Source organism: Dehalococcoides sp. THU4, assembly GCF_043231265.1.
GTDB lineage: Bacteria > Chloroflexota > Dehalococcoidia > Dehalococcoidales > Dehalococcoidaceae > Dehalococcoides > Dehalococcoides mccartyi.
Genome location: NZ_CP171266.1, coordinates 1,101,886 through 1,119,283 on the forward strand (window position 1 = coordinate 1,101,886; position 17,398 = coordinate 1,119,283).

Here is a 17,398-nt window from a genome sequence, read left to right on the forward strand (position 1 = left end):
TACTTCATCGTAGCTTCCGGGCATTTTCTATTTTCACTAAATTGAGAGGGATTTAATGTTGAAAATTAAAAGAACAATTGCACAAGTTAAAAATCTATTAGGATTCAGTTGTGTAAATGTTCAAACTGTTATGACAGCTAAAAAGAAGGTCTGGAATCCTGCTACACTCGCATATGAATATACTGGTGATAAACGTGTAGTCAAGAATAAGTGCGTAACAGATGCTTTCGTTGCTTTGTTGATTGATTCTCTTCAGGCTCAAGCTACACCTTTAGCAAATTTGGCTTTATTCAAATACCATGATTGTGGTACTGGTACATCTGATGAAGCGGCTGAAAATACATCTCTTGGTACACCTTTTGGTGGTGCAAGGGTAGAGGGTAATCAGATTGAAGGATCTTCAGGGAATATCTATAAATCTGTCGCTACCATCACTTTTTCCGAGGAATTGAGTATTACCGAGCATGGGCTTTTTAATGCCTCAACAAGCGGTACATTAATGGATAGAACGAAGTTTACAGCTATAAATGTTCTTGCTACAAATCAAATAGAGTTTACTTTTGAAATAACCTTTACATCTGGTGGTTAATGATTAATGAAATAGCCCGTAATACATTTGAATATACTACAAAATGTGGAGATAAATATGTCGTAGGTGACAAAGATTCTTTTGATTGTCGGCCACATATTCAAATGAATAGATGGGAAGGTTGGCCAGATAAAAGGTCTTTAATTGCGGAATATCCTATTGCTACTACCTTAAGCAATCCTATTATTGATGGTAGCAAAATCCGTATTGAGACTAACAGCTATGCCTATCTTATTTATGATGCTCCTGATGCAGGAGATGAAGGCGGGGTTGAATTTGAGATTATTCTCCTCAAGCGGTTATCAGCCAATTGTTTTCCTGTTCCTATGGATTTGACCGGGTTAAATGTGTATTTACAACCACCTTTAAACCTTGAAATCAAAGATCCTGCTTGGGATCTTGTAACGGAGACACAAGCATTTGATGCAAAGGGTAATCTCCTATGTGAACGGCCTAAAGATATTGTTTGGTCGTTAGCCGTATACCATGACAATAAAGGAGGGAAACTCTATAAAGGAGAACCTTATAAATCTGGTAAAGCCTTTCATATAAAACGCCCTATTGCCTTTGACGATAAAGGTTTAATTTGTCTTGGTAAGTGGGTATTTTTGTATGGCTATTGGTGTTGCGAATTTGATAAGGAATGGCTTGCGTCAGCTACATATCCTATAAGAATTGATCCGACATTCGGATATGAAACGGCAGGTTCTTCTAGTCAACAAGGCCCGGCTGGTGCTGTGCTTGGTTCATTGTTTACATCTCCTTCAGGAACAAGTATGGGGGAAAGTATCACTGTAAGCACAAGTAGCACTGGTGGATATCCATTTAAGGGATTACTTATCGCACACACAAACCTTTCAGTAGTCAATAATGGTGTTGGTAATGAAGTGTCGTCTGCTTATTCTAAATCTTGGAAAACGAGTGCGTTTGGGACACCTCCCATCATCGCCTCCGAAACACCTTATGTCTTATCAATCATAAATAAAAATGCTTATAATGCCGCTTTTTATTATGACACTGGTGTTACTGATCAGGGACATTATGATAGTTCAAATAGTTACGACTCTCCTACTTCTTTGGGTACTATTACCCATTCAACAAATAAGTTCTCCATTTACTGTACGTATTCACAAGGTATCTTCCAAATAAATGTTGGTGGAATACTTGGAAGTTCAGGTATCCTTTCTGATCAAAAACGAATCTTTTTGGCAATTGGCGGTGGGACAGTCATACCACAGAGTTCTCTTGCTACTGTAAGAAAATTCATTCAGTTCGTTGGAGACGGTATCGTTAGACTTGCATCCTCACTTGCGAAGATCAAAACAATCAAAATGTTGGTTGGCTCTGGTTTACTTGCGGCTAGTTCTGGATTAAATACTATACGAAAAATATTCTTACTCATTGGTGGTAGGGTGAGTTCTTCGGGGTATATCCGTAAAGCTAAGGGGCAATCCAAATTTCTCGGTGGGATTGTCTCTCTAAGATTATTGGTTAATGGTTTCAGGGAAAAAGGTAATCATGCAGATTTTAAGCAAAAAGGTGATTAAATATGGCTCTGTTTAATAAAACTCTGGCTGAATTGATAAAAATAATTGCTAATTTGTATCTTGATGATTGGTACGAAGGTGAAGCCACTGGAGGTAGTACAACTACCTGTGCCGATACTTCCCGGCCGGAAACTGATGACTACTTCAATTCCACTGGAAGCCCTGAAATCTATTTTGAGTCAGGTAATAATGCTACTCTGAGACGGCGTATCACTGATTTTGCTTCAACTGGTGGTGTTATTACTTTTACTCCGGCTTTGCCTAATACCATTGTAGCGGGTGATTTGTATTCAATCCTCACGAAATATAGGCGTAGCCAAATTGTGGATGCCATTAATCAAGCTATGGATATAGTTGTTGAGGAAGGTTTATTTTGGAAACTTGATGAAGCATCTGTTACTGTTGAGGAGGACACATGGGAGTATGATTTGCCTACGTCTTTCATTTATGTCTATCGTGTAACTGAAGCTGATGAAGACGGCACATTCCAGAATGACGAAATAGATCCCAATGCTATTGAAATTATCAAAGGGACTAACCCTCAAATACGTATTAACCCTGCTTTCGCAAGCCTTACAGTTGGTCGTAAATTACGTATAGAAGGGTTGTCTGTACCTGAGAATCTCACATCTGATACGGATGCTTGTCCTATAAATCCGGCTTATATCTGCCCTCAAGCGGCGGCCATTCTTCTAATGAAAGATGACACTAAGAAGATATTATCCGAATCCTATCAGAAGAAAGCTGATATCTGCCGAAGTAATACTGTCTCAATGGCTTTACCTATGAATTCCAAACGGGTGATTGAATAATGTCAGTAATGCAGGTTCTTGAACCCGGCGAAGTGTATCTGGATGGTAATCGTTTTGCGATTAAGGGTGGAGTCCAGCCTATTCTTACCAGTGTGTTTCCTGCAAAAGTTGTAGTTGGAGACTATAACAAAGAGAGCAATAATGAACTCTCTGCATGGGTATTAGCTGATCTAAGAAGCGGCATACTCTGTGAGGAAATGGATGAGAAGACACAATTTGATCGCTCTTGGTTTGCGAATACAAATTGTCAATTCAAAAATCATCATACCCTACAGGCAAAGGTAAATTCTATATCCTTTCCTGCTTTTCCCTCCGGTGCAACTCTGGTCAATCCTAGTTTTGATAATGGTACTTATGGGACAGATGGCTGGACCGTTACTGGCGGTGATGGTACATTAAGCAAACAACTTCTCTCTGGTGATGATTATTATGTGAATGTGGCTTGCTCTGATCTTTACAATCCATCAAATTATAATCGTACATTTACTCAAACCATAACACTCTCTGAGAGTGTTACTAATATGGTTGTTAAATTCAAAGCTAAAGCATTGGCCACTTACGCATCTGGTGGTACTGGTAGCGTTACAATTAAAATAAACTCTACAACTGTTTACACTGGCATAGGTAATTGGGCTGATTATGTTGGTGGATCTATCCGGATATCCGGTTCATCATTTACTGTAAGTATACAATTATCCGGGACTGCCGCTGTTGCCGAATCAGCATCTGGCAAGGCAAACGATGCAATACTGGAAATAGGGTACAGCCATTCAGCACCCTTACAATACCGTAATTTCAACGGGGATCTGTATATCGCTAATGGATCTGTCCTGTACAAGTTAGATAAAACCACAGGAAACAGTCTTGTAGTGGTACGGACTTTTACTCATCAGATAACATCCCTTTGCGATAGTGTTGGTACATGTCTTTATGTTGCACTTGGAGATGATGATTATTATGAGTACATGAATACTTCTGGCACATGGACCGTTACTAATCAGGCCGGAGCAACTTGGTTTGCTCACTGGCAAGACAAATTATTTGCCTTGAGTCAAACAGGTGCATTGATTTATTCCACTACTCCTAACTCGGCCGCCCCTGTATTTCTGGGAAATGGGACGCTTCACAAAGGAGCTTCTACGATCAATAATCTGGACATATACCGCTCTGCTGAGGGTAATCCTATACTTTATGTCGCAACTACATCAGGTCTATTTGCTCACGACTTCGCAAATGATAGGTTTGTAGAAACCGAACTTGCGTTGCCTGAGCATCCCAATGCAGGGAAAGGCGTCTGCTGGTGGCGAGATAGTTATTATGTAACTGCCGGGCTTGATGTTTTACGATATATTGCTGGTGGTACGGCTACCATACAAAGCTGTGGGCTTGATCGTGATGATGGATTACCTGCTGAATATCGTGGCGAGATAGTCTCTTTGATAAAAGGTTACAATGAATTCTACGCCCTCGTTGATGCGTCACAAACTGATGGTACTGGTTATTCTGGCGTGTATGCTAAAGATGAATGGGGTTGGCATCCGGTCTGGTTGGCATCTACGGCTGATAAAGTAATGTCCGGTGGGATTATATCATCCGCATATGATTATCGCCTATATTTTGACCATGACGGGACTCTGTATTATCTCACACGTGAGCGGAATATCCGTAATCCCTTACAATCTCCTTCATACTCTTTTACAAACAGTGGTGTTCTTATTACTCCTTGGTATGACGGTGATTGGCAGGTTGGCCAAAAACTCGCAGTAAGATATACCGTAGCTTGCAAATGTCCAACGTCTTCAGAAACTATCACTGTAAAATACAGGCTTGATCATGCTTACACTGATACGTCTACTGGCTGGACAACACTTGGTGTTATTTCCTCATCCGGGGAAACCACTTTTGAATTCGCTAATAGTGCTGGTATTACCTTCAAGGCAATACAATTTCGTTTTGATTTTGCCAGAGGTACTACTGATACACGATCACCTGATCTTGAATATACTGTGTTAAGTTACCTTAAGCTTATTCCTGATAGTTGGGGTTGGCGAATCCAAATAGATTGCAGTAAGCCTTATAAGGAAAAAACGCCTGAACAGCAGATTGACTTGATAAGGTCTCTTTGCTCCCCCGGCACACTGAAGGATTTTTGTTTTAGGGCAGATAAGACTAATAGCGATACGTTTAAAGTACGCATACGGTCCGCACAAGGTCTTGAGAACACAGGGAAGGAAGAGTCCGGGCAATTCGTATTGCTCTTGACTGCTCCATAAAATGCCCACAAATAAACTTGCGTTAGTCAACCCCTCTGTACCTGAACCGCCTACTACATGGCTAGGATCAAAGCCTGAGTGGTGTATTTATTGGGCGTTGATACAACTCGGATATCAAGATGGTGTGGATTTTGACTACCAGACCTCCGCATTTGGCGGTAGAAGTGGAGAGGGAGGGGCTGTAATGGATTTTACTATCCCCTCCCTTAACCTCGCTATCAATGTACAGTCTGTATATTTCCATTATGCAAAAGAAGGTAGCCGGGTACACGATGAGTATGTTCGTGTTTCTGCGGAACAGTGGGGATATAACGTGATTTATATTGATGAAGATGATGCAATTCGTGATCCGATTTTCTATGTGAAGGAGGCATTTATGTATATAGACCATAGTTTAACCGTAAGGGGCAGAGGCAGATAGTGGGCGGTCCTAATTATGCTGAGATCTTCAATTTAAGACTTGAAAGTGTTGAGTCTAGTGTTAAGCATCTTAGGGAAAATGAAATGGCCTTCGTCATAGAAGCACAGAAGAACATGCGTGAATTGCTTGAAAAAGTAAACGAAAATGTAACCTTCTGGACTGCGGAGAGCTTGCCCAATGCTAAATGCGTAGCAAGGTTGGAGGCCAAGGTTAGTTTTCTTGAAAAAATCACGTGGGCGGCCCTGACTACAGCGGCTACTGCTATTGCCAGTGTAATAGTTTCATGGGTGCAAAAAAACTTTATTTAGGTAGGTAAAAATGGCTTTCAGGAATTTCCTGTTTATCTTTATGCTTTTCTTCACTTTAGTATGGACTCTGTGCATTTATCTATTTGTCCTGAATATCGGTGTTGATGATGTTATGGCACTCAATCTTGGGGCTACTATCGGTATGCTATTTGGCATGATTGTAACCGGGTGGCAATTCTATTTTCGGAAGAAGCCCTCAGAGGATGAGGCTTCACAATCAAAATCTACAGGTGAAGGGAAGTAACAAGACCGAATGGCTATAGGTGATATAGAAAAAGCTCGCATAGGCTCTACGCTCGCTTGGGATGGGCGTGGAATGTTATATGAGAAGCTCTCTGCATTGATAAAACGCTTTGATCCAGATCCTTGGGTAAGGGAAAAATGGGATGGTCGTCTCTGGCATCTATCCGAAATAGTTGGCCGGAAACATAATGGTGATTGGTGGGTTGATGAGATCACTGGTGATGGTGATCGTTTAATTGAATTGAGTAAACTGGAAGGCCGCTTTACGGTAATCAACTGGTTAGACCGGGCTGTAACAGAAGATGAGTGTATGGCTTGGCGAGAAAAATACACAGGCTACCATTATGATCATGCTGGTTATATCTGGTGTGCTTTTAATAGGCTATCCAGATGTGAATTCCCTGTTGTTACTGACCGTACACACTATTGTTGGGAGCGTAATGCTTCATTCAATCGTGATATGGGCAAACCTATTTATTACGAATGGGAAATGCCTTATATGCCTATCCTGCTAAAACGATATTACGCCGAGCAATCTTCTTTGGTGGGCGGCAAAAATGCCAATCGTTCATCACTGAAGCAATTTCAATCATAGAGTCTACGGACAAATCCTCTAATTCATCAGTATGGATTCCAAGAGCATTAATGGCTCGTTTAAAATCCGTCCGTTCTTCAATCCGGTAGAATGGATCTATACATTTTCCATCAGCAAAGTCCATAACCTCTACAGGTTCGTATTCGTAAGTTAGGCCGCCATCCTTCCAACTCATTTACACCTCGCTTATATCTTCAAACAATATTGGCAGGGCATCCGAAAATACCCTGAGGATAAGCCCTGCCAATTCCCTCATTTGCGGATGTGCATTAGTATCAAGCCGAAGCTTGAGAACATGTCTCCACTCTCTGATATTCATAGTGGCTACAATTTCCGTTTTAAGACACAATGGCAATATTGCCCTTGCCATTTCCGGTTTCATGTGTGCGTTTACCAATGTGTTGTAAGTGGCTTCAACCTGTTCAAGCACTTTCATTACATTGTCATGATGCTTATCACCTGATAAGTTCTCCGGCAGAATAACGGAAAAACCTCGCTGGTTATAATTACAGTACCTTGTTGATTCCTGTGTATAAGATGCGATCCGATGCCGGACCAGCTCATTAGCAATTGCCCTGTCTGTAACTATCCGTACTGATACTGAGATATGCTCCAGTACGCTCTCATGCCCACGATTAATTAGTGAACGAATAAACCTGAGTGTTGTTTCTTGATCACCCTTACTCTCTGATTTGTAAGCAGTCCTTCCGGCACGTTCAATTCGTTGATATACTTCATTAGCCCGTATTTCCTGATCCAGTTTAACGCTTTGCCTAACTATATTGACCACTGTAACATACTCCTATAGGATTATTTGAAACCCAGACATGACGTTTCAACACCTCTTTCTCAAATTGTTTCCAATCTCCCGGAGTCAATGGGCTTGGTAAAGGGTTACATTTAACACCTGATAAGCCATTTTCTGAGGAAATAGCATAGGCAAAATCCAGATAGTTATGCCCATCTATGACTGTATCCAAGACTGATTCACATTTGGGTTTTGCATCGTTTTTAGTAAGGTTATTAAACCTGTCTACTTTCATTACCAACATGAAAAGGGCAACACCTATGGGTGACTTCGTGTCTATGCCGAGAATCTCTACGGCCTTTGCAATACGTTTGAAATTTGCTAATGCATCTGCCTTGCAAGAATAATCATGGTTTTTGTTATCCAAAATTGCTGTCCGGTTATTATTCACTTTCTCAACCATAGACACAAAGTCTTTAAGATCCATACCTAACCTATTCCTCCTTCGGTAATTCTGGCTCGTCTATATCCATATAGAGGCCATCTTTTATTTCGTTGCAATCAACTACTGTGCCGGAACTCTGCAAGAAAATACTATCCTCCTGCACGTATGCCATATTCAATTCTTTAATACCGTTTCCGGTATCACCAAAAAACCAATTCCATCCTGTTTTTGACGGCTGACGTGTCCATTTCTTACTCATTGTGTTCCTTCCTTTCAGAGAAAATGATATTAAATTATATCTTCTTTGTTGCCAGAGAGCGTAGGTACATGAAAAAATTTAGTAGCCTACTATATAATCTTTCTCTCTTATCCGGTAAAGAAGGATTGAAATTAGGTCAACTGTATTACTCACGTCTGCCGCTTCAAGAGTAGCCTCTTGGATTCGTAACTCCTCCGTTTTATCCGAGAATAACGCTTCCTCAAGTTCATCCACTTCTGAACGTAAATGTTCAAGAAGCCCCTTCAATGTTTGTTTTGAATGTTTATACTTGTTAGCTCTCACAGAGAGCTTTATATTTTTTATTGGCAGAAACCAAACTTGGGCCGCTAAACGATCCGGTTGCGTAAGTGCGTTTCCCTCAAGTATGGCTTCATCCAGCTTGCCCATCAGTACCCCCTTTGTTCCCTACATGAAGATCCAGCCAGTCATGCTCGGTTACCACATAAAACACGTTGCCATTTTCACGATTGGCTATTACTCCTACTGGTATAAGGCCTGAGGATGAAGGGCAATTCCTTACTGCTTGTGTCATGACCTTGTCAAGGCATTTAGGCGTAGATTTGAGCCATTTACTCTCGTAACAGAACGGAGGGGCTATGACATCGGGTGGACATTTGACATCAACCTGAACAAATTTTTCCCCATTCCATGATATTCCATCAGCCAACTTTACGGCTTTAGATTTGCCAACTACTACACCTCCAACTTTCTTTGCGAGGCGGCGTTCTCCATAACCGCCCCGTTCTCTGCTTAATTGTTGGGGTGATCCTTTCGTTGTTTTAGGGCGAAGCGTCATTAACTTTTACTCCGGGGGAAAACATTTTAGCAGGCGTCTCAATAAAAAAGGCGTATGTGATTTTTTCATCCCCAATAACCTTACGCATAGTATCCTGCGTAATAAGCCCGGAGCTGGCCAGCTTCAGAAGTTTTTCATTATTAACATGACGGTCAATTACGGCAAGTGCAAATTCTGGACAGTATTGTTCAACTAAAACAGGCGAGTACTTTATACTCTTACGTTCCTGCTTAATTGCATATAGCCCATTTGTTATATCCTGAAAGCTTCCCTCTGTGTCAATTGTCTGTTTGATACGAGCATCAACTTCAGCCAACTGCCCTTTAGCTGAGGCAAGGATCTCGTGTTCTCTTTCGCATTTCTGCCGGATGAGACATTCAACTTCAGTGATGGCCGAGCATATACTGCACCGCAAAGACAGAAGCTCCCTGAGAACAGTACTATTATTTAGATTAACAGCACTGGCAGTAAAATCCTTTGTTTGTGCCATGTTGTTTAGTATGTGCCAGCTACGATAATGTAGCTGGCACATGTCCTTTCTATTTACTTTTAATATACTACCGGGTTTAAAGAAGAAGGATTATTCATTTGTGGTCAATACCCCATTTGTTTAGTACCTCCTTGTATTTAACGGTGGATATATTATAGCGAAAGAATATAACACCTGCTAATTTGCGTATCATTTAAATAAAGAGGCTATACGATGTGCCACATTGTATATCTTGAAACGGAGTGCTGGTAAAGTTAAACCTTGCCTCTCAACTACGTCTCCGAATTCCTCTTTAAGTATGTTTTCTATTTTAATGGCTTTCTGGATACGTTCAATACAATCCGGTGTAAACGGGCAATTATCAGTATAGTGTTCTCTCGCTCCGCAAATTCTACATACCATTGAATTGTGTCTGCCTTTCATCAATATTTTCATTGATGTTTGTGTATTTGCTATACGCAGGATTCCATTTAAGCTTAATGCACTGGCCAGACTCCACATGCCTATTCTTCGCATGGTATATCTCAAGAATACCCTTTGGATACATCTTATCCGGATATGCTTCTGCCCACTGTGATTCCGTATAATAAACATCATCTCTATGGCATAACAAAACACAATTTGCATCTGATTCAATTTGACCGCTATCTCTGATATCTGCCATTGTAGGCCTTTTATTATCCCGATATTCACTTGCTCGGCTAAGAGATACAATGGCTAGAACTGGCACATGCAAAGATTGAGATAACTGTTTGAGTGATTTTGAGACAAAACCAACACGCTCTTCCTTTAAGTTTCCGCAACGCTTATCGTGGCAATCACTCATAAGCTGAAGGTAATCAACTACAATAAGATCTAACCCTTTTTCACGTTGAAGTAGCTCGGCGGTTGATGTTAGTGTAGATACAGAAATATTATCTGTGATAGTAGATAATCCCCAATCTGCGAATTTACCAGCAAGATCTATAATGGAATCCTTCTCCCTGTCAGTCATTAACTGTTCACGCATTTTACGGACCGGAATACCAACCTGAGTACTGATAATTCTCTCCATGATGTCTCGTTTGCCCATTTCCAGAGTAACTAATAACACCTGTTTCCCGTTTTTAATCTGGCGAATAATCAGCTCATGGGCTATCTGGCTCTTGCCTATACCCGGTCTAGCTCCCATAATTATCAATTCATCAGGGAACAAACCAGTGGTAATTGCATCTAAATCATCCCAGCCCCAATACAATGAAGGCGAAAATTTGTGCGGATTTATTGCAAAATCCATCATCATATCAGAGAGTTCAGATGCAGATATTACATACTTACCGCTACCTCCTGCTTCAATACCCTCAAGAAGCTTCTTGGCCGAATTTAAGGCCGCTAAACTATCTGGATCAGCGGAATACCCAATACTTGTAATTTCTTCCCCTGCTTTTATTAAGCGGCGAGAAGTAGCTAGTCTAGCAACGATGTTGGCATAATGCTCCGCATCTAAAGAAGTAGGGCAAGCATTTGCCGCTGAAGCTAACTGACCTGTACCGCCAACCTTCGCTAGTTGATCTGTCCGCTCCAACTCTTGAGCCAATGTAATAGTGTTTATTGCTTCACCACGCTGATTCATAGCAAGGCAAGCAATAAACATTTGACGGAAATTCTCCGAAAAGAAGTCATCCGGCTTAACAATTGGCATAACTTCAGTAATGCAGTAACCGTCAATTAGCAATGCACCTATTAGTGCTTGCTCTGCCTCTGTATCATATGGCACATGCTCCTTGGTTAGTGATTTAGCCATGTACCAATTCCTTATCTAGCTTTTCTGCTGAGATTGGTTGATAGTCCGGGATAAAATCCGTATTGAGTAGCGTCTGATCAAATAAACCTATGCCTAACCTGATAAGCTCTGCTTTATCCTTATCATAGAATAAGAAGCGAGATACAAGGAATTCATCTGCCTCATCGTTTTTAGTAGTTATTAAAATAACGGCAGGGACTAGTTTACTTTGTTGCTGAGATAAATTTTTGTCATTCGCTTCAAGGATTGATAATATTATTTGGCGAACATATCCACCTTCTAGATCCTTATAACCAAAAGGTACAGGTTTTATCTCTTGATAAATGATTTTCATTAAAATAAAAACTCCTTACTTTCTGTTTAATTTTCTTATTGCCCGGTCCGCTAGGAAGCCCTTGAATTCCAAGACCATAAGGTATATACCGTAGATGATCAAGCCCAAGACTATTAGTCCGATTACGATTAAGTCAATTACCGGAATAGTGAAAAGCACGCCGTTAATATTCATTTGTTCTTACCCACCTTTCCTTCTTTGTTTGCGTTTAACCAATTCCTAACCAATGGTTGAAGTTCCTTAAAACACGCTGGGCAGATATGTAACTCGTCAATATATGTTATATCCAACCCCTTAATTGTTTTCCAAGCTCTTAATTTGTCAATATCACATATGGGTTGATATTTATTTATAGTTACTCCGCATTTATTACACTTAAGCAGTTCCATTTATTCCTCTCCCTTATAAGGTTCTGGTTCTGGTATGTAGAGCCACTTAACGAAAAAATAACCGAGCCAATCAAGAAATCGGTATAGTAAATCATTTTCACCCTCAAACTGAACGTATGTATCTTTATCAACTTTATATAAACGAACTGGTTCATCTATGGAATATATAATATGCCACTCTGCGGAGTTTATACTTGCTTTAGCACATATTGCGTAACATCCCTCTTTATCTGGCTTATCTTGCCACTTAGGTTGGTTCTCGTACAATTCAAGAGCCTTACGGATAGTGGGCAGATTACAAATATCTTTAGATAGCCTACAGAAATATCCCAGATTATCCCAGCATGGTTCTTTAGAACTGCTTTCCATTTCACTGAACATTAAATCCCTATACTCTTTGGCAATCTGTTCTATCAGCTCTTTACTCGGTTCGTACATAGTTAAGCCTCTCTTTCCTCTTTAAAATCAGGACATTCAAAAACTGGAGTTACAATGTGATATTTTTTATCAAATGCGAATATGGCTTCAGCTCTTTGGCAACTAGGCTTAAACCACTTACACTTGTAGCATAGACAATAATCTCTATGTTTTCCTAACAAGTCGCTTCTGACGCCCACCTCAATACCATGATGAATATATCTCTCGTATTTACTCGGTTCGTATGTCATTTGGTTATTCTCCTTCCGCACGAAGGGTGTCTTTTTCACCTTCCCATGCTTCTTCTGGAGTGTCACCATCTTTAAAACTATCATCATAAGCACCATTGATAACGCCCTCCACTTCGCCTGCGACAATGGCGTCATTTTTACCCTTGCCGACATCTTTATCGTTGATAATGGTTTTAATAAGTTCCAGTTTCCAGCTTTCAAGTGTTCCTGTAGCCATCTTATTTAATCTCCTTTAATCTTTTGTTACAAATAACCACAAGCCATAACAGATCGCATAGGAGTAACCAATGGTTATTATTATAAGTACAATAATCGTTGACCACTTTGCCCAAAGGACGTCTATCATGCACTCACGCACATCATTCACATCTGTTTCAAGGTTGATTAAACCCATTTGATAGACATCGGTTCTTGGATCTTGGGTAGATAAAATATCTGCCCTTTCTATAATGCCTAAGATAACATCTTTGTAATTACGAACACTTGACGCTTCATACTTAAACAAAGTTGTATACTTGTCATCTACATTCTTGGCGTTTATTTCTGATAAGTATGTACCTAAGTATGTTGATACTTGTGCAGGATTACCAGCGGCTTGAGCCCTGATTAACCAGTAATCAGTTTTCTTTGCATCAATGTATCCATCTACAAGAAACGCAGTTCCCAAAATTGCGACTACGATAAGTATAATCATAAATATAGTTGTTTTTATCATCTTATTTAATCTCCTTTAGTAGTTCTGGATTGCCCCTGAATTCAATTTCTCTTGTCATTTACAGTTCTCTTCTCTATTTACAAATTTTAAAGTGTGCTACCAGTACATCATCTAAATTAGACACTGTTTTCTCCTGTTAGTTTTAATATGCCATACTTAACTGTGCCATCCAGTTTCCCGCAGGTAATTGTCTGCTCGCTCTCTGAAGGATTCTTCCACACACATACACCTGCGAATATGCCTAATCTAGCAGTAAGCAGTGTCTTACATGTGATTGATAACTGGGCTAATATCCCGCGGTCAACATTGATAGACCCACCAGCCTTGATAGACCCACCAGCCTCGATAGACCAACCAACATTGATAGACCCACCAGCCTCGATAGACCAACCAACATTGATAGACCCACCAGTCTTAATAGACCCACCAGCCTTGATATACTCACCAACATTGATATACTCACCAGCCTCGATAGACCCACCAACATTGATAGACCCACCAGCCTTGATAGACCCACTAACAAATAACCCTTTATCTAGATTAATAACGATGCTAGCTTGTGTAGAGAGATTGCCCTCTATTTTGTAGCGATATCCCTCGTCTATAATCCCTAGGTATTCTTTTGTGATAATTAAGTTTTCCATTTACTTTGCCTCCACTCTCATTCCTTCTGGATGACCAATATAGGCGGCCAAATCCTTCTTGATGTAGTAGCTTTTTCCCAGCTTATCCAGCCGTTCTATAATCCGATTTGCAACTTTAGCCCAATCAATAAGGTCTGCCCTCTTATCGTAATTCCACTTACCCACTAAGAAGCGGTCAACAAATTCAGCAGACTGCTCTATGAGGTTCAGTGTTTGGGTTGGATTGATTATCGGCTCACATGATGCGAATGTTTGTATGCCTGCATTATGAGCCACTCTCAAACTGCCCACTCTCCACAATGGGTTAGCGGCGTTTGGCTCATACTTCCTGCTATCGTGCGGATTATCAAAGGTGAGAGTCTGCCCGAACCAGTCCGCATTGGTCATTAAATCAAGGTCGCAACAATCACCTGCCTTTGATAAGATGGCCACGTTCAAACCATGAGTTTTCATGGTATGGATGGCTTTGCCTGTAATACTGACGCAACCCGGTAACGGCTGGTATGGGTCAGTCAAAAAGCTCATTAAGATATGACGTGTTTCACCTGCCTTTTCAAGCTCGGCACAATCCAATTCAAGGTTTTTAAGCAGGTCTACTCTCGGTTGAACATTCTGGAATTCCAACTTACTTTTATGAGCTACCTGCGGTGCATAGCAATATGTGCATCCATGAGTACAGCCACTATAAAGATTGACCGCCAGTTCAAAATATTCTCTGGCTTTGCCTTTTGTTTCATAGACTACTCTCACTGTTGTGCCTCCACTTTCTTAAACTCTATGACCCAGACCAGATAACCTTTAATTGCTGTCATCTCTTACACTCTTACTCCTGTAAACTATCTCACCATTATTGAGTTTGGAAAATGAAAACTGGCTACCATCAACTTTTTCCTGAACAACGACTGTTCCATCTAAAATATTCTGTATCATTCTATGGCCCAATCTGCATACTGACGGATAACTGCTAATATTTATATTTGACACCTATACTCCTTTTATCTTGTCCAGCCACTTTGTGCCGGAGCTATATTGGGTTTATTCTGACCGAAGCGTTTAGGATCATCCCGTTTATAGTTGTTATGAGCTACATCCCACTCAAGGAATTGGCCGACATGATTAGAGCGAGAACCGAAAAAGTCATCTAGTTGCCAACGATAAGTGAACCGATAGACATCCGGCCTTGCCAAGATCCGGCCATAATTAGTAATGGCTTTATTTATTTCTTCTAAAGAGTAAGTTTGAAGGGTATTAAGAATAGCCTTTTCCATACGTTCAGTTAGTGTTCTGTGTTTTACTATGCCTGATATATTCCAGTGTTCAAAAACACTGGAAACAATATCTTTTCTATTCTCTTTCTCCTTCTCTTTCTCTTTCTCCTTCTCTTTCTCCTTGTAACTTTTACTTGTAACTTCCCTATAAGGCTTTTGTCGTTCGTATTCAGACTGATATTTAGTCCAATTTGTGACCAAAATTAGGTTGTTTTTATCAACCGATATACGGTTTTTGAGGACAAAAATAGACTTAAATTTGACCCAAATCTCTAAATCTATGCCGAAAATCTCTGCTATTTGTTGGTCTGAATAGCCTATATTTTCCCCAATTTTGATTGCTCCTATGTCACCATAACGGCCAAGTGCCGCTAGTGCCAATACTGAGGAAAAAACGCCACGTTCCTCCATAGATTCAAATCCTGCTTCTTCACCGGAAAGAGAATTGCGAAGCCAGTTATCTGGATAAATTTTAAACCAAGTTCTACTTCCCATTATGAAGCCTCTGCAAATTTCTTAGCATATGTATAGCATGTATCAACCGATATACCGAGTTTTGATGAAATAGAAGAAGCTGATTCACCTTTAATATGAAGCTCCTTCCATTCATCAAATTTACCCCTGACCTGTACTCGGTCTTTCCGGCGGTCCGTATCCCAGATACAATTCGGCAAATGGCAATTAAGGCAGGACTTGGCATATTCGCAACCATCATCCGGATGTGTATCAATCCAATTATTAAACACATGATTGCTATCTAAGCTATTATCAGCTTTGTTTTTAAGCTTTTCCCTTAATGCTTCATGTACTGCCATGAAAAACCTACCCCTTTATACGGCCAAGATAGGATGCGATCTTAGCCGGTTCATGCGAAATATCACCCATGATATACGCAAAGAATACATCAGCTTCAAGTAGCATATTGTTCCTGTCCAAAACTCCTTGAGCCACTAAGTGAACTGAAAGAGATAATGCCTCTGTCCGGTATTTACACTTATCAACAGATGAGACTGAATTAGGGGAAATGGAAGAATTCGGATTGGCTACCTGAGAGCTTTGAGTAGATGGCGTGCAGACACCCTGATCCGCTAAAGAAACCGTCTTTATTTTGGGAATAGCTGAGGAAGTAGACTTGGTATATTCAATTTTCAACATGTTACCGGGGGCGAAAAGATTATACTCTTCCTGCGTGATAAACTTCGGAAAGGCATACCACTTCTTATTAGTATTATCCAAGATTTCCTTATATGGACTACCGGATTTATCAACCCTTGTATTTATTGAGACCACCTTGATGTTAACTGAGTTTACCGGAGCGGCTGATGTAACCACTGATTTATTCTCCTTATCTTATTATCTTAAATTAAATACTGAACACCCTTGCATCATCGTCTATATCTTCAAGTATATTTAATAACTCTATCCCTTTTTGTATCTCCTCCTCTTTTTTATTATTATCCTTAACGGATATACGCCGGAACAGTTCATCCTTTTCCTTCTCTAATTCATCAACTCTAGATGCTAGTTGTGACAATTTGGATACTAACTTCTCAACAATCTTTTCTGCCAATTTATCAAGGTCTTTATTGGGATGAGTGGCTACCCATCCAGTATTTTTATCACCCGTTAAACTGTCTACATAAGTTTGCCAAGCAAGAAGATCCCTTGCTTCATACTTATCCATCGCCTGCATAAGTCCAAACGTCTTAACGTATTGCACTATCTCGGCTTCTTTACCTGCAAAGCGTTTTTTAAATGGCACTGACATATCGCCCTCCCTGATATATGAAAATAAAGTTTCTTATTCTATCACCCTAGTCATATGATAAGCTAGATAGATTATGGTAAATGATAGATATTCAGCGATTGCGTTATGTTACATCACCTGATTAAAGTCGCCAAGCAAAATGTTATGTTAGCTAAACCCTTAAAAATAAAGCTAGTTAGAAGGTTCGGGGAATTTATATGTTATGTAATTAGCATGAGTAAAAATATAACTTAACATAAATAATGCAGTTAAAAATATATTACAAATATTTTGGTTTGTGCA

27 protein-coding genes are annotated in these 17,398 nt (G+C 40.1%); 8 read left to right on the top strand and 19 right to left on the bottom strand.

The features are described from left to right. Nucleotides 1-55 precede the first annotated feature (55 nt). From ACE6F3_RS05855 to ACE6F3_RS05890, 8 genes are all read left to right on the top strand, one after another. Nucleotides 56-589 (top strand): hypothetical protein, encoded by a 534-nt coding sequence (locus ACE6F3_RS05855; protein WP_392654643.1) that lies wholly within the window; start codon nucleotides 56-58, stop codon nucleotides 587-589. Further along, nucleotides 589-2,136, top strand: a complete 1,548-nt coding sequence (locus ACE6F3_RS05860) for a hypothetical protein (RefSeq protein WP_392654644.1) — start codon at nucleotides 589-591, stop codon at nucleotides 2,134-2,136. The genes ACE6F3_RS05855 and ACE6F3_RS05860 overlap by 1 nt, the downstream gene beginning before the upstream one ends. Before the next feature lie 2 nt (nucleotides 2,137-2,138). After that, nucleotides 2,139-2,948 (top strand): hypothetical protein, encoded by an 810-nt coding sequence (locus ACE6F3_RS05865; protein WP_392654646.1) that lies wholly within the window; start codon nucleotides 2,139-2,141, stop codon nucleotides 2,946-2,948. After that, nucleotides 2,948-5,221 carry a hypothetical protein gene (locus ACE6F3_RS05870; protein ID WP_392654647.1) on the top strand — a complete coding sequence of 758 codons (2,274 nt, stop codon included), beginning with the start codon at nucleotides 2,948-2,950 and terminating at the stop codon, nucleotides 5,219-5,221. The genes ACE6F3_RS05865 and ACE6F3_RS05870 overlap by 1 nt, the downstream gene beginning before the upstream one ends. 184 nt (nucleotides 5,222-5,405) lie before the next feature. Continuing rightward, complete coding sequence (locus ACE6F3_RS05875) at nucleotides 5,406-5,642, top strand: hypothetical protein (protein WP_392654649.1); 237 nt, start codon at nucleotides 5,406-5,408, stop codon at nucleotides 5,640-5,642. After that, nucleotides 5,642-5,950: a hypothetical protein gene (locus ACE6F3_RS05880; protein ID WP_392654651.1), complete on the top strand. Its 309-nt coding sequence runs from the start codon at nucleotides 5,642-5,644 to the stop codon at nucleotides 5,948-5,950. Before ACE6F3_RS05875 ends, ACE6F3_RS05880 begins: the two co-directional genes overlap by 1 nt. 10 nt (nucleotides 5,951-5,960) lie before the next feature. Further along, entirely contained in the window at nucleotides 5,961-6,194 is a 234-nt protein-coding gene (locus tag ACE6F3_RS05885) for a hypothetical protein (RefSeq protein ID WP_392654653.1), read from the top strand. 9 nt (nucleotides 6,195-6,203) lie between these two features. Further along, a complete protein-coding gene (locus tag ACE6F3_RS05890) occupies nucleotides 6,204-6,788 on the top strand; it encodes a hypothetical protein (protein ID WP_392654655.1) in 585 nt (194 codons plus the stop codon). A gap of 175 nt (nucleotides 6,789-6,963) precedes the next feature. Here ACE6F3_RS05890 and thyX read toward each other — a convergent pair whose 3' ends face one another. The 19 genes from thyX to ACE6F3_RS05985 form a co-directional block, all read right to left on the bottom strand. Beyond that, nucleotides 6,964-7,578, bottom strand: coding sequence for an FAD-dependent thymidylate synthase (gene thyX, locus ACE6F3_RS05895; protein ID WP_392654657.1), 615 nt, complete (start codon nucleotides 7,576-7,578; stop codon nucleotides 6,964-6,966). Then, nucleotides 7,562-8,023 (bottom strand): hypothetical protein, encoded by a 462-nt coding sequence (locus tag ACE6F3_RS05900; RefSeq protein ID WP_392654658.1) that lies wholly within the window; start codon nucleotides 8,021-8,023, stop codon nucleotides 7,562-7,564. The genes thyX and ACE6F3_RS05900 overlap by 17 nt, the downstream gene beginning before the upstream one ends. 7 nt (nucleotides 8,024-8,030) lie before the next feature. After that, on the bottom strand, nucleotides 8,031-8,240 hold the full coding sequence (locus ACE6F3_RS05905) for a hypothetical protein (RefSeq protein WP_392654660.1): 210 nt from the start codon (nucleotides 8,238-8,240) through the stop codon (nucleotides 8,031-8,033). 78 nt (nucleotides 8,241-8,318) lie between these two features. Further along, nucleotides 8,319-8,648, bottom strand: coding sequence for a hypothetical protein (locus tag ACE6F3_RS05910; RefSeq protein ID WP_392654662.1), 330 nt, complete (start codon nucleotides 8,646-8,648; stop codon nucleotides 8,319-8,321). Beyond that, entirely contained in the window at nucleotides 8,632-9,057 is a 426-nt protein-coding gene (locus ACE6F3_RS05915; protein ID WP_392654664.1) for a hypothetical protein, read from the bottom strand. The genes ACE6F3_RS05910 and ACE6F3_RS05915 overlap by 17 nt, the downstream gene beginning before the upstream one ends. Then, entirely contained in the window at nucleotides 9,041-9,373 is a 333-nt protein-coding gene (locus ACE6F3_RS05920; RefSeq protein WP_392654666.1) for a hypothetical protein, read from the bottom strand. The genes ACE6F3_RS05915 and ACE6F3_RS05920 overlap by 17 nt, the downstream gene beginning before the upstream one ends. Before the next feature lie 565 nt (nucleotides 9,374-9,938). Beyond that, entirely contained in the window at nucleotides 9,939-11,330 is a 1,392-nt protein-coding gene (locus ACE6F3_RS05925) for a replicative DNA helicase (protein ID WP_392654668.1), read from the bottom strand. Beyond that, nucleotides 11,323-11,664 (bottom strand): hypothetical protein, encoded by a 342-nt coding sequence (locus tag ACE6F3_RS05930; RefSeq protein ID WP_392654669.1) that lies wholly within the window; start codon nucleotides 11,662-11,664, stop codon nucleotides 11,323-11,325. Before ACE6F3_RS05930 ends, ACE6F3_RS05925 begins: the two co-directional genes overlap by 8 nt. 170 nt (nucleotides 11,665-11,834) lie before the next feature. After that, nucleotides 11,835-12,053 (bottom strand): hypothetical protein, encoded by a 219-nt coding sequence (locus tag ACE6F3_RS05935; RefSeq protein WP_392654671.1) that lies wholly within the window; start codon nucleotides 12,051-12,053, stop codon nucleotides 11,835-11,837. Beyond that, complete coding sequence (locus ACE6F3_RS05940; protein ID WP_392654673.1) at nucleotides 12,054-12,491, bottom strand: hypothetical protein; 438 nt, start codon at nucleotides 12,489-12,491, stop codon at nucleotides 12,054-12,056. Between the two features lie 2 nt (nucleotides 12,492-12,493). Then, nucleotides 12,494-12,721: a hypothetical protein gene (locus ACE6F3_RS05945; RefSeq protein ID WP_392654674.1), complete on the bottom strand. Its 228-nt coding sequence runs from the start codon at nucleotides 12,719-12,721 to the stop codon at nucleotides 12,494-12,496. Between the two features lie 4 nt (nucleotides 12,722-12,725). Further along, nucleotides 12,726-12,938 (bottom strand): hypothetical protein, encoded by a 213-nt coding sequence (locus tag ACE6F3_RS05950; protein ID WP_392654676.1) that lies wholly within the window; start codon nucleotides 12,936-12,938, stop codon nucleotides 12,726-12,728. A 15-nt stretch (nucleotides 12,939-12,953) separates the two neighbouring features. Continuing rightward, on the bottom strand, nucleotides 12,954-13,436 hold the full coding sequence (locus ACE6F3_RS05955) for a hypothetical protein (RefSeq protein WP_392654677.1): 483 nt from the start codon (nucleotides 13,434-13,436) through the stop codon (nucleotides 12,954-12,956). 116 nt (nucleotides 13,437-13,552) lie between these two features. Then, nucleotides 13,553-14,080 carry a hypothetical protein gene (locus ACE6F3_RS05960; RefSeq protein WP_392654679.1) on the bottom strand — a complete coding sequence of 176 codons (528 nt, stop codon included), beginning with the start codon at nucleotides 14,078-14,080 and terminating at the stop codon, nucleotides 13,553-13,555. Beyond that, nucleotides 14,081-14,830, bottom strand: coding sequence for a hypothetical protein (locus tag ACE6F3_RS05965; RefSeq protein WP_392654680.1), 750 nt, complete (start codon nucleotides 14,828-14,830; stop codon nucleotides 14,081-14,083). A 245-nt stretch (nucleotides 14,831-15,075) separates the two neighbouring features. Then, on the bottom strand, nucleotides 15,076-15,843 hold the full coding sequence (locus tag ACE6F3_RS05970) for a phage replisome organizer N-terminal domain-containing protein (protein WP_392654682.1): 768 nt from the start codon (nucleotides 15,841-15,843) through the stop codon (nucleotides 15,076-15,078). Then, nucleotides 15,843-16,163 (bottom strand): helix-turn-helix domain-containing protein, encoded by a 321-nt coding sequence (locus ACE6F3_RS05975; RefSeq protein WP_392654684.1) that lies wholly within the window; start codon nucleotides 16,161-16,163, stop codon nucleotides 15,843-15,845. The genes ACE6F3_RS05970 and ACE6F3_RS05975 overlap by 1 nt, the downstream gene beginning before the upstream one ends. Before the next feature lie 7 nt (nucleotides 16,164-16,170). Next, on the bottom strand, nucleotides 16,171-16,680 hold the full coding sequence (locus ACE6F3_RS05980; RefSeq protein WP_392654685.1) for a hypothetical protein: 510 nt from the start codon (nucleotides 16,678-16,680) through the stop codon (nucleotides 16,171-16,173). Between the two features lie 31 nt (nucleotides 16,681-16,711). Continuing rightward, entirely contained in the window at nucleotides 16,712-17,116 is a 405-nt protein-coding gene (locus ACE6F3_RS05985) for a hypothetical protein (protein ID WP_392654687.1), read from the bottom strand. Nucleotides 17,117-17,398: the final 282 nt, after the last annotated feature.

Bases quoted from the DNA above. Each gene is read 5' to 3' on its own strand.
- ACE6F3_RS05855 (WP_392654643.1), top strand. From the start codon at position 56: ATGTTGAAAATTAAAAGAACAATTGCACAAGTTAAAAATCTATTAGGA.
- ACE6F3_RS05860 (WP_392654644.1), top strand. From the start codon at position 589: ATGATTAATGAAATAGCCCGTAATACATTTGAATATACTACAAAATGT.
- ACE6F3_RS05865 (WP_392654646.1), top strand. From the start codon at position 2,139: ATGGCTCTGTTTAATAAAACTCTGGCTGAATTGATAAAAATAATTGCT.
- ACE6F3_RS05870 (WP_392654647.1), top strand. From the start codon at position 2,948: ATGTCAGTAATGCAGGTTCTTGAACCCGGCGAAGTGTATCTGGATGGT.
- ACE6F3_RS05875 (WP_392654649.1), top strand. From the start codon at position 5,406: ATGGATTTTACTATCCCCTCCCTTAACCTCGCTATCAATGTACAGTCT.
- ACE6F3_RS05885 (WP_392654653.1), top strand. From the start codon at position 5,961: ATGGCTTTCAGGAATTTCCTGTTTATCTTTATGCTTTTCTTCACTTTA.
- ACE6F3_RS05890 (WP_392654655.1), top strand. From the start codon at position 6,204: ATGGCTATAGGTGATATAGAAAAAGCTCGCATAGGCTCTACGCTCGCT.
- ACE6F3_RS05900 (WP_392654658.1), bottom strand. From the start codon at position 8,023: ATGGATCTTAAAGACTTTGTGTCTATGGTTGAGAAAGTGAATAATAAC.
- ACE6F3_RS05905 (WP_392654660.1), bottom strand. From the start codon at position 8,240: ATGAGTAAGAAATGGACACGTCAGCCGTCAAAAACAGGATGGAATTGG.
- ACE6F3_RS05910 (WP_392654662.1), bottom strand. From the start codon at position 8,648: ATGGGCAAGCTGGATGAAGCCATACTTGAGGGAAACGCACTTACGCAA.
- ACE6F3_RS05915 (WP_392654664.1), bottom strand. From the start codon at position 9,057: ATGACGCTTCGCCCTAAAACAACGAAAGGATCACCCCAACAATTAAGC.
- ACE6F3_RS05925 (WP_392654668.1), bottom strand. From the start codon at position 11,330: ATGGCTAAATCACTAACCAAGGAGCATGTGCCATATGATACAGAGGCA.
- ACE6F3_RS05930 (WP_392654669.1), bottom strand. From the start codon at position 11,664: ATGAAAATCATTTATCAAGAGATAAAACCTGTACCTTTTGGTTATAAG.
- ACE6F3_RS05935 (WP_392654671.1), bottom strand. From the start codon at position 12,053: ATGGAACTGCTTAAGTGTAATAAATGCGGAGTAACTATAAATAAATAT.
- ACE6F3_RS05940 (WP_392654673.1), bottom strand. From the start codon at position 12,491: ATGTACGAACCGAGTAAAGAGCTGATAGAACAGATTGCCAAAGAGTAT.
- ACE6F3_RS05945 (WP_392654674.1), bottom strand. From the start codon at position 12,721: ATGACATACGAACCGAGTAAATACGAGAGATATATTCATCATGGTATT.
- ACE6F3_RS05950 (WP_392654676.1), bottom strand. From the start codon at position 12,938: ATGGCTACAGGAACACTTGAAAGCTGGAAACTGGAACTTATTAAAACC.
- ACE6F3_RS05955 (WP_392654677.1), bottom strand. From the start codon at position 13,436: ATGATAAAAACAACTATATTTATGATTATACTTATCGTAGTCGCAATT.
- ACE6F3_RS05960 (WP_392654679.1), bottom strand. From the start codon at position 14,080: ATGGAAAACTTAATTATCACAAAAGAATACCTAGGGATTATAGACGAG.
- ACE6F3_RS05970 (WP_392654682.1), bottom strand. From the start codon at position 15,843: ATGGGAAGTAGAACTTGGTTTAAAATTTATCCAGATAACTGGCTTCGC.
- ACE6F3_RS05975 (WP_392654684.1), bottom strand. From the start codon at position 16,163: ATGGCAGTACATGAAGCATTAAGGGAAAAGCTTAAAAACAAAGCTGAT.
- ACE6F3_RS05985 (WP_392654687.1), bottom strand. From the start codon at position 17,116: ATGTCAGTGCCATTTAAAAAACGCTTTGCAGGTAAAGAAGCCGAGATA.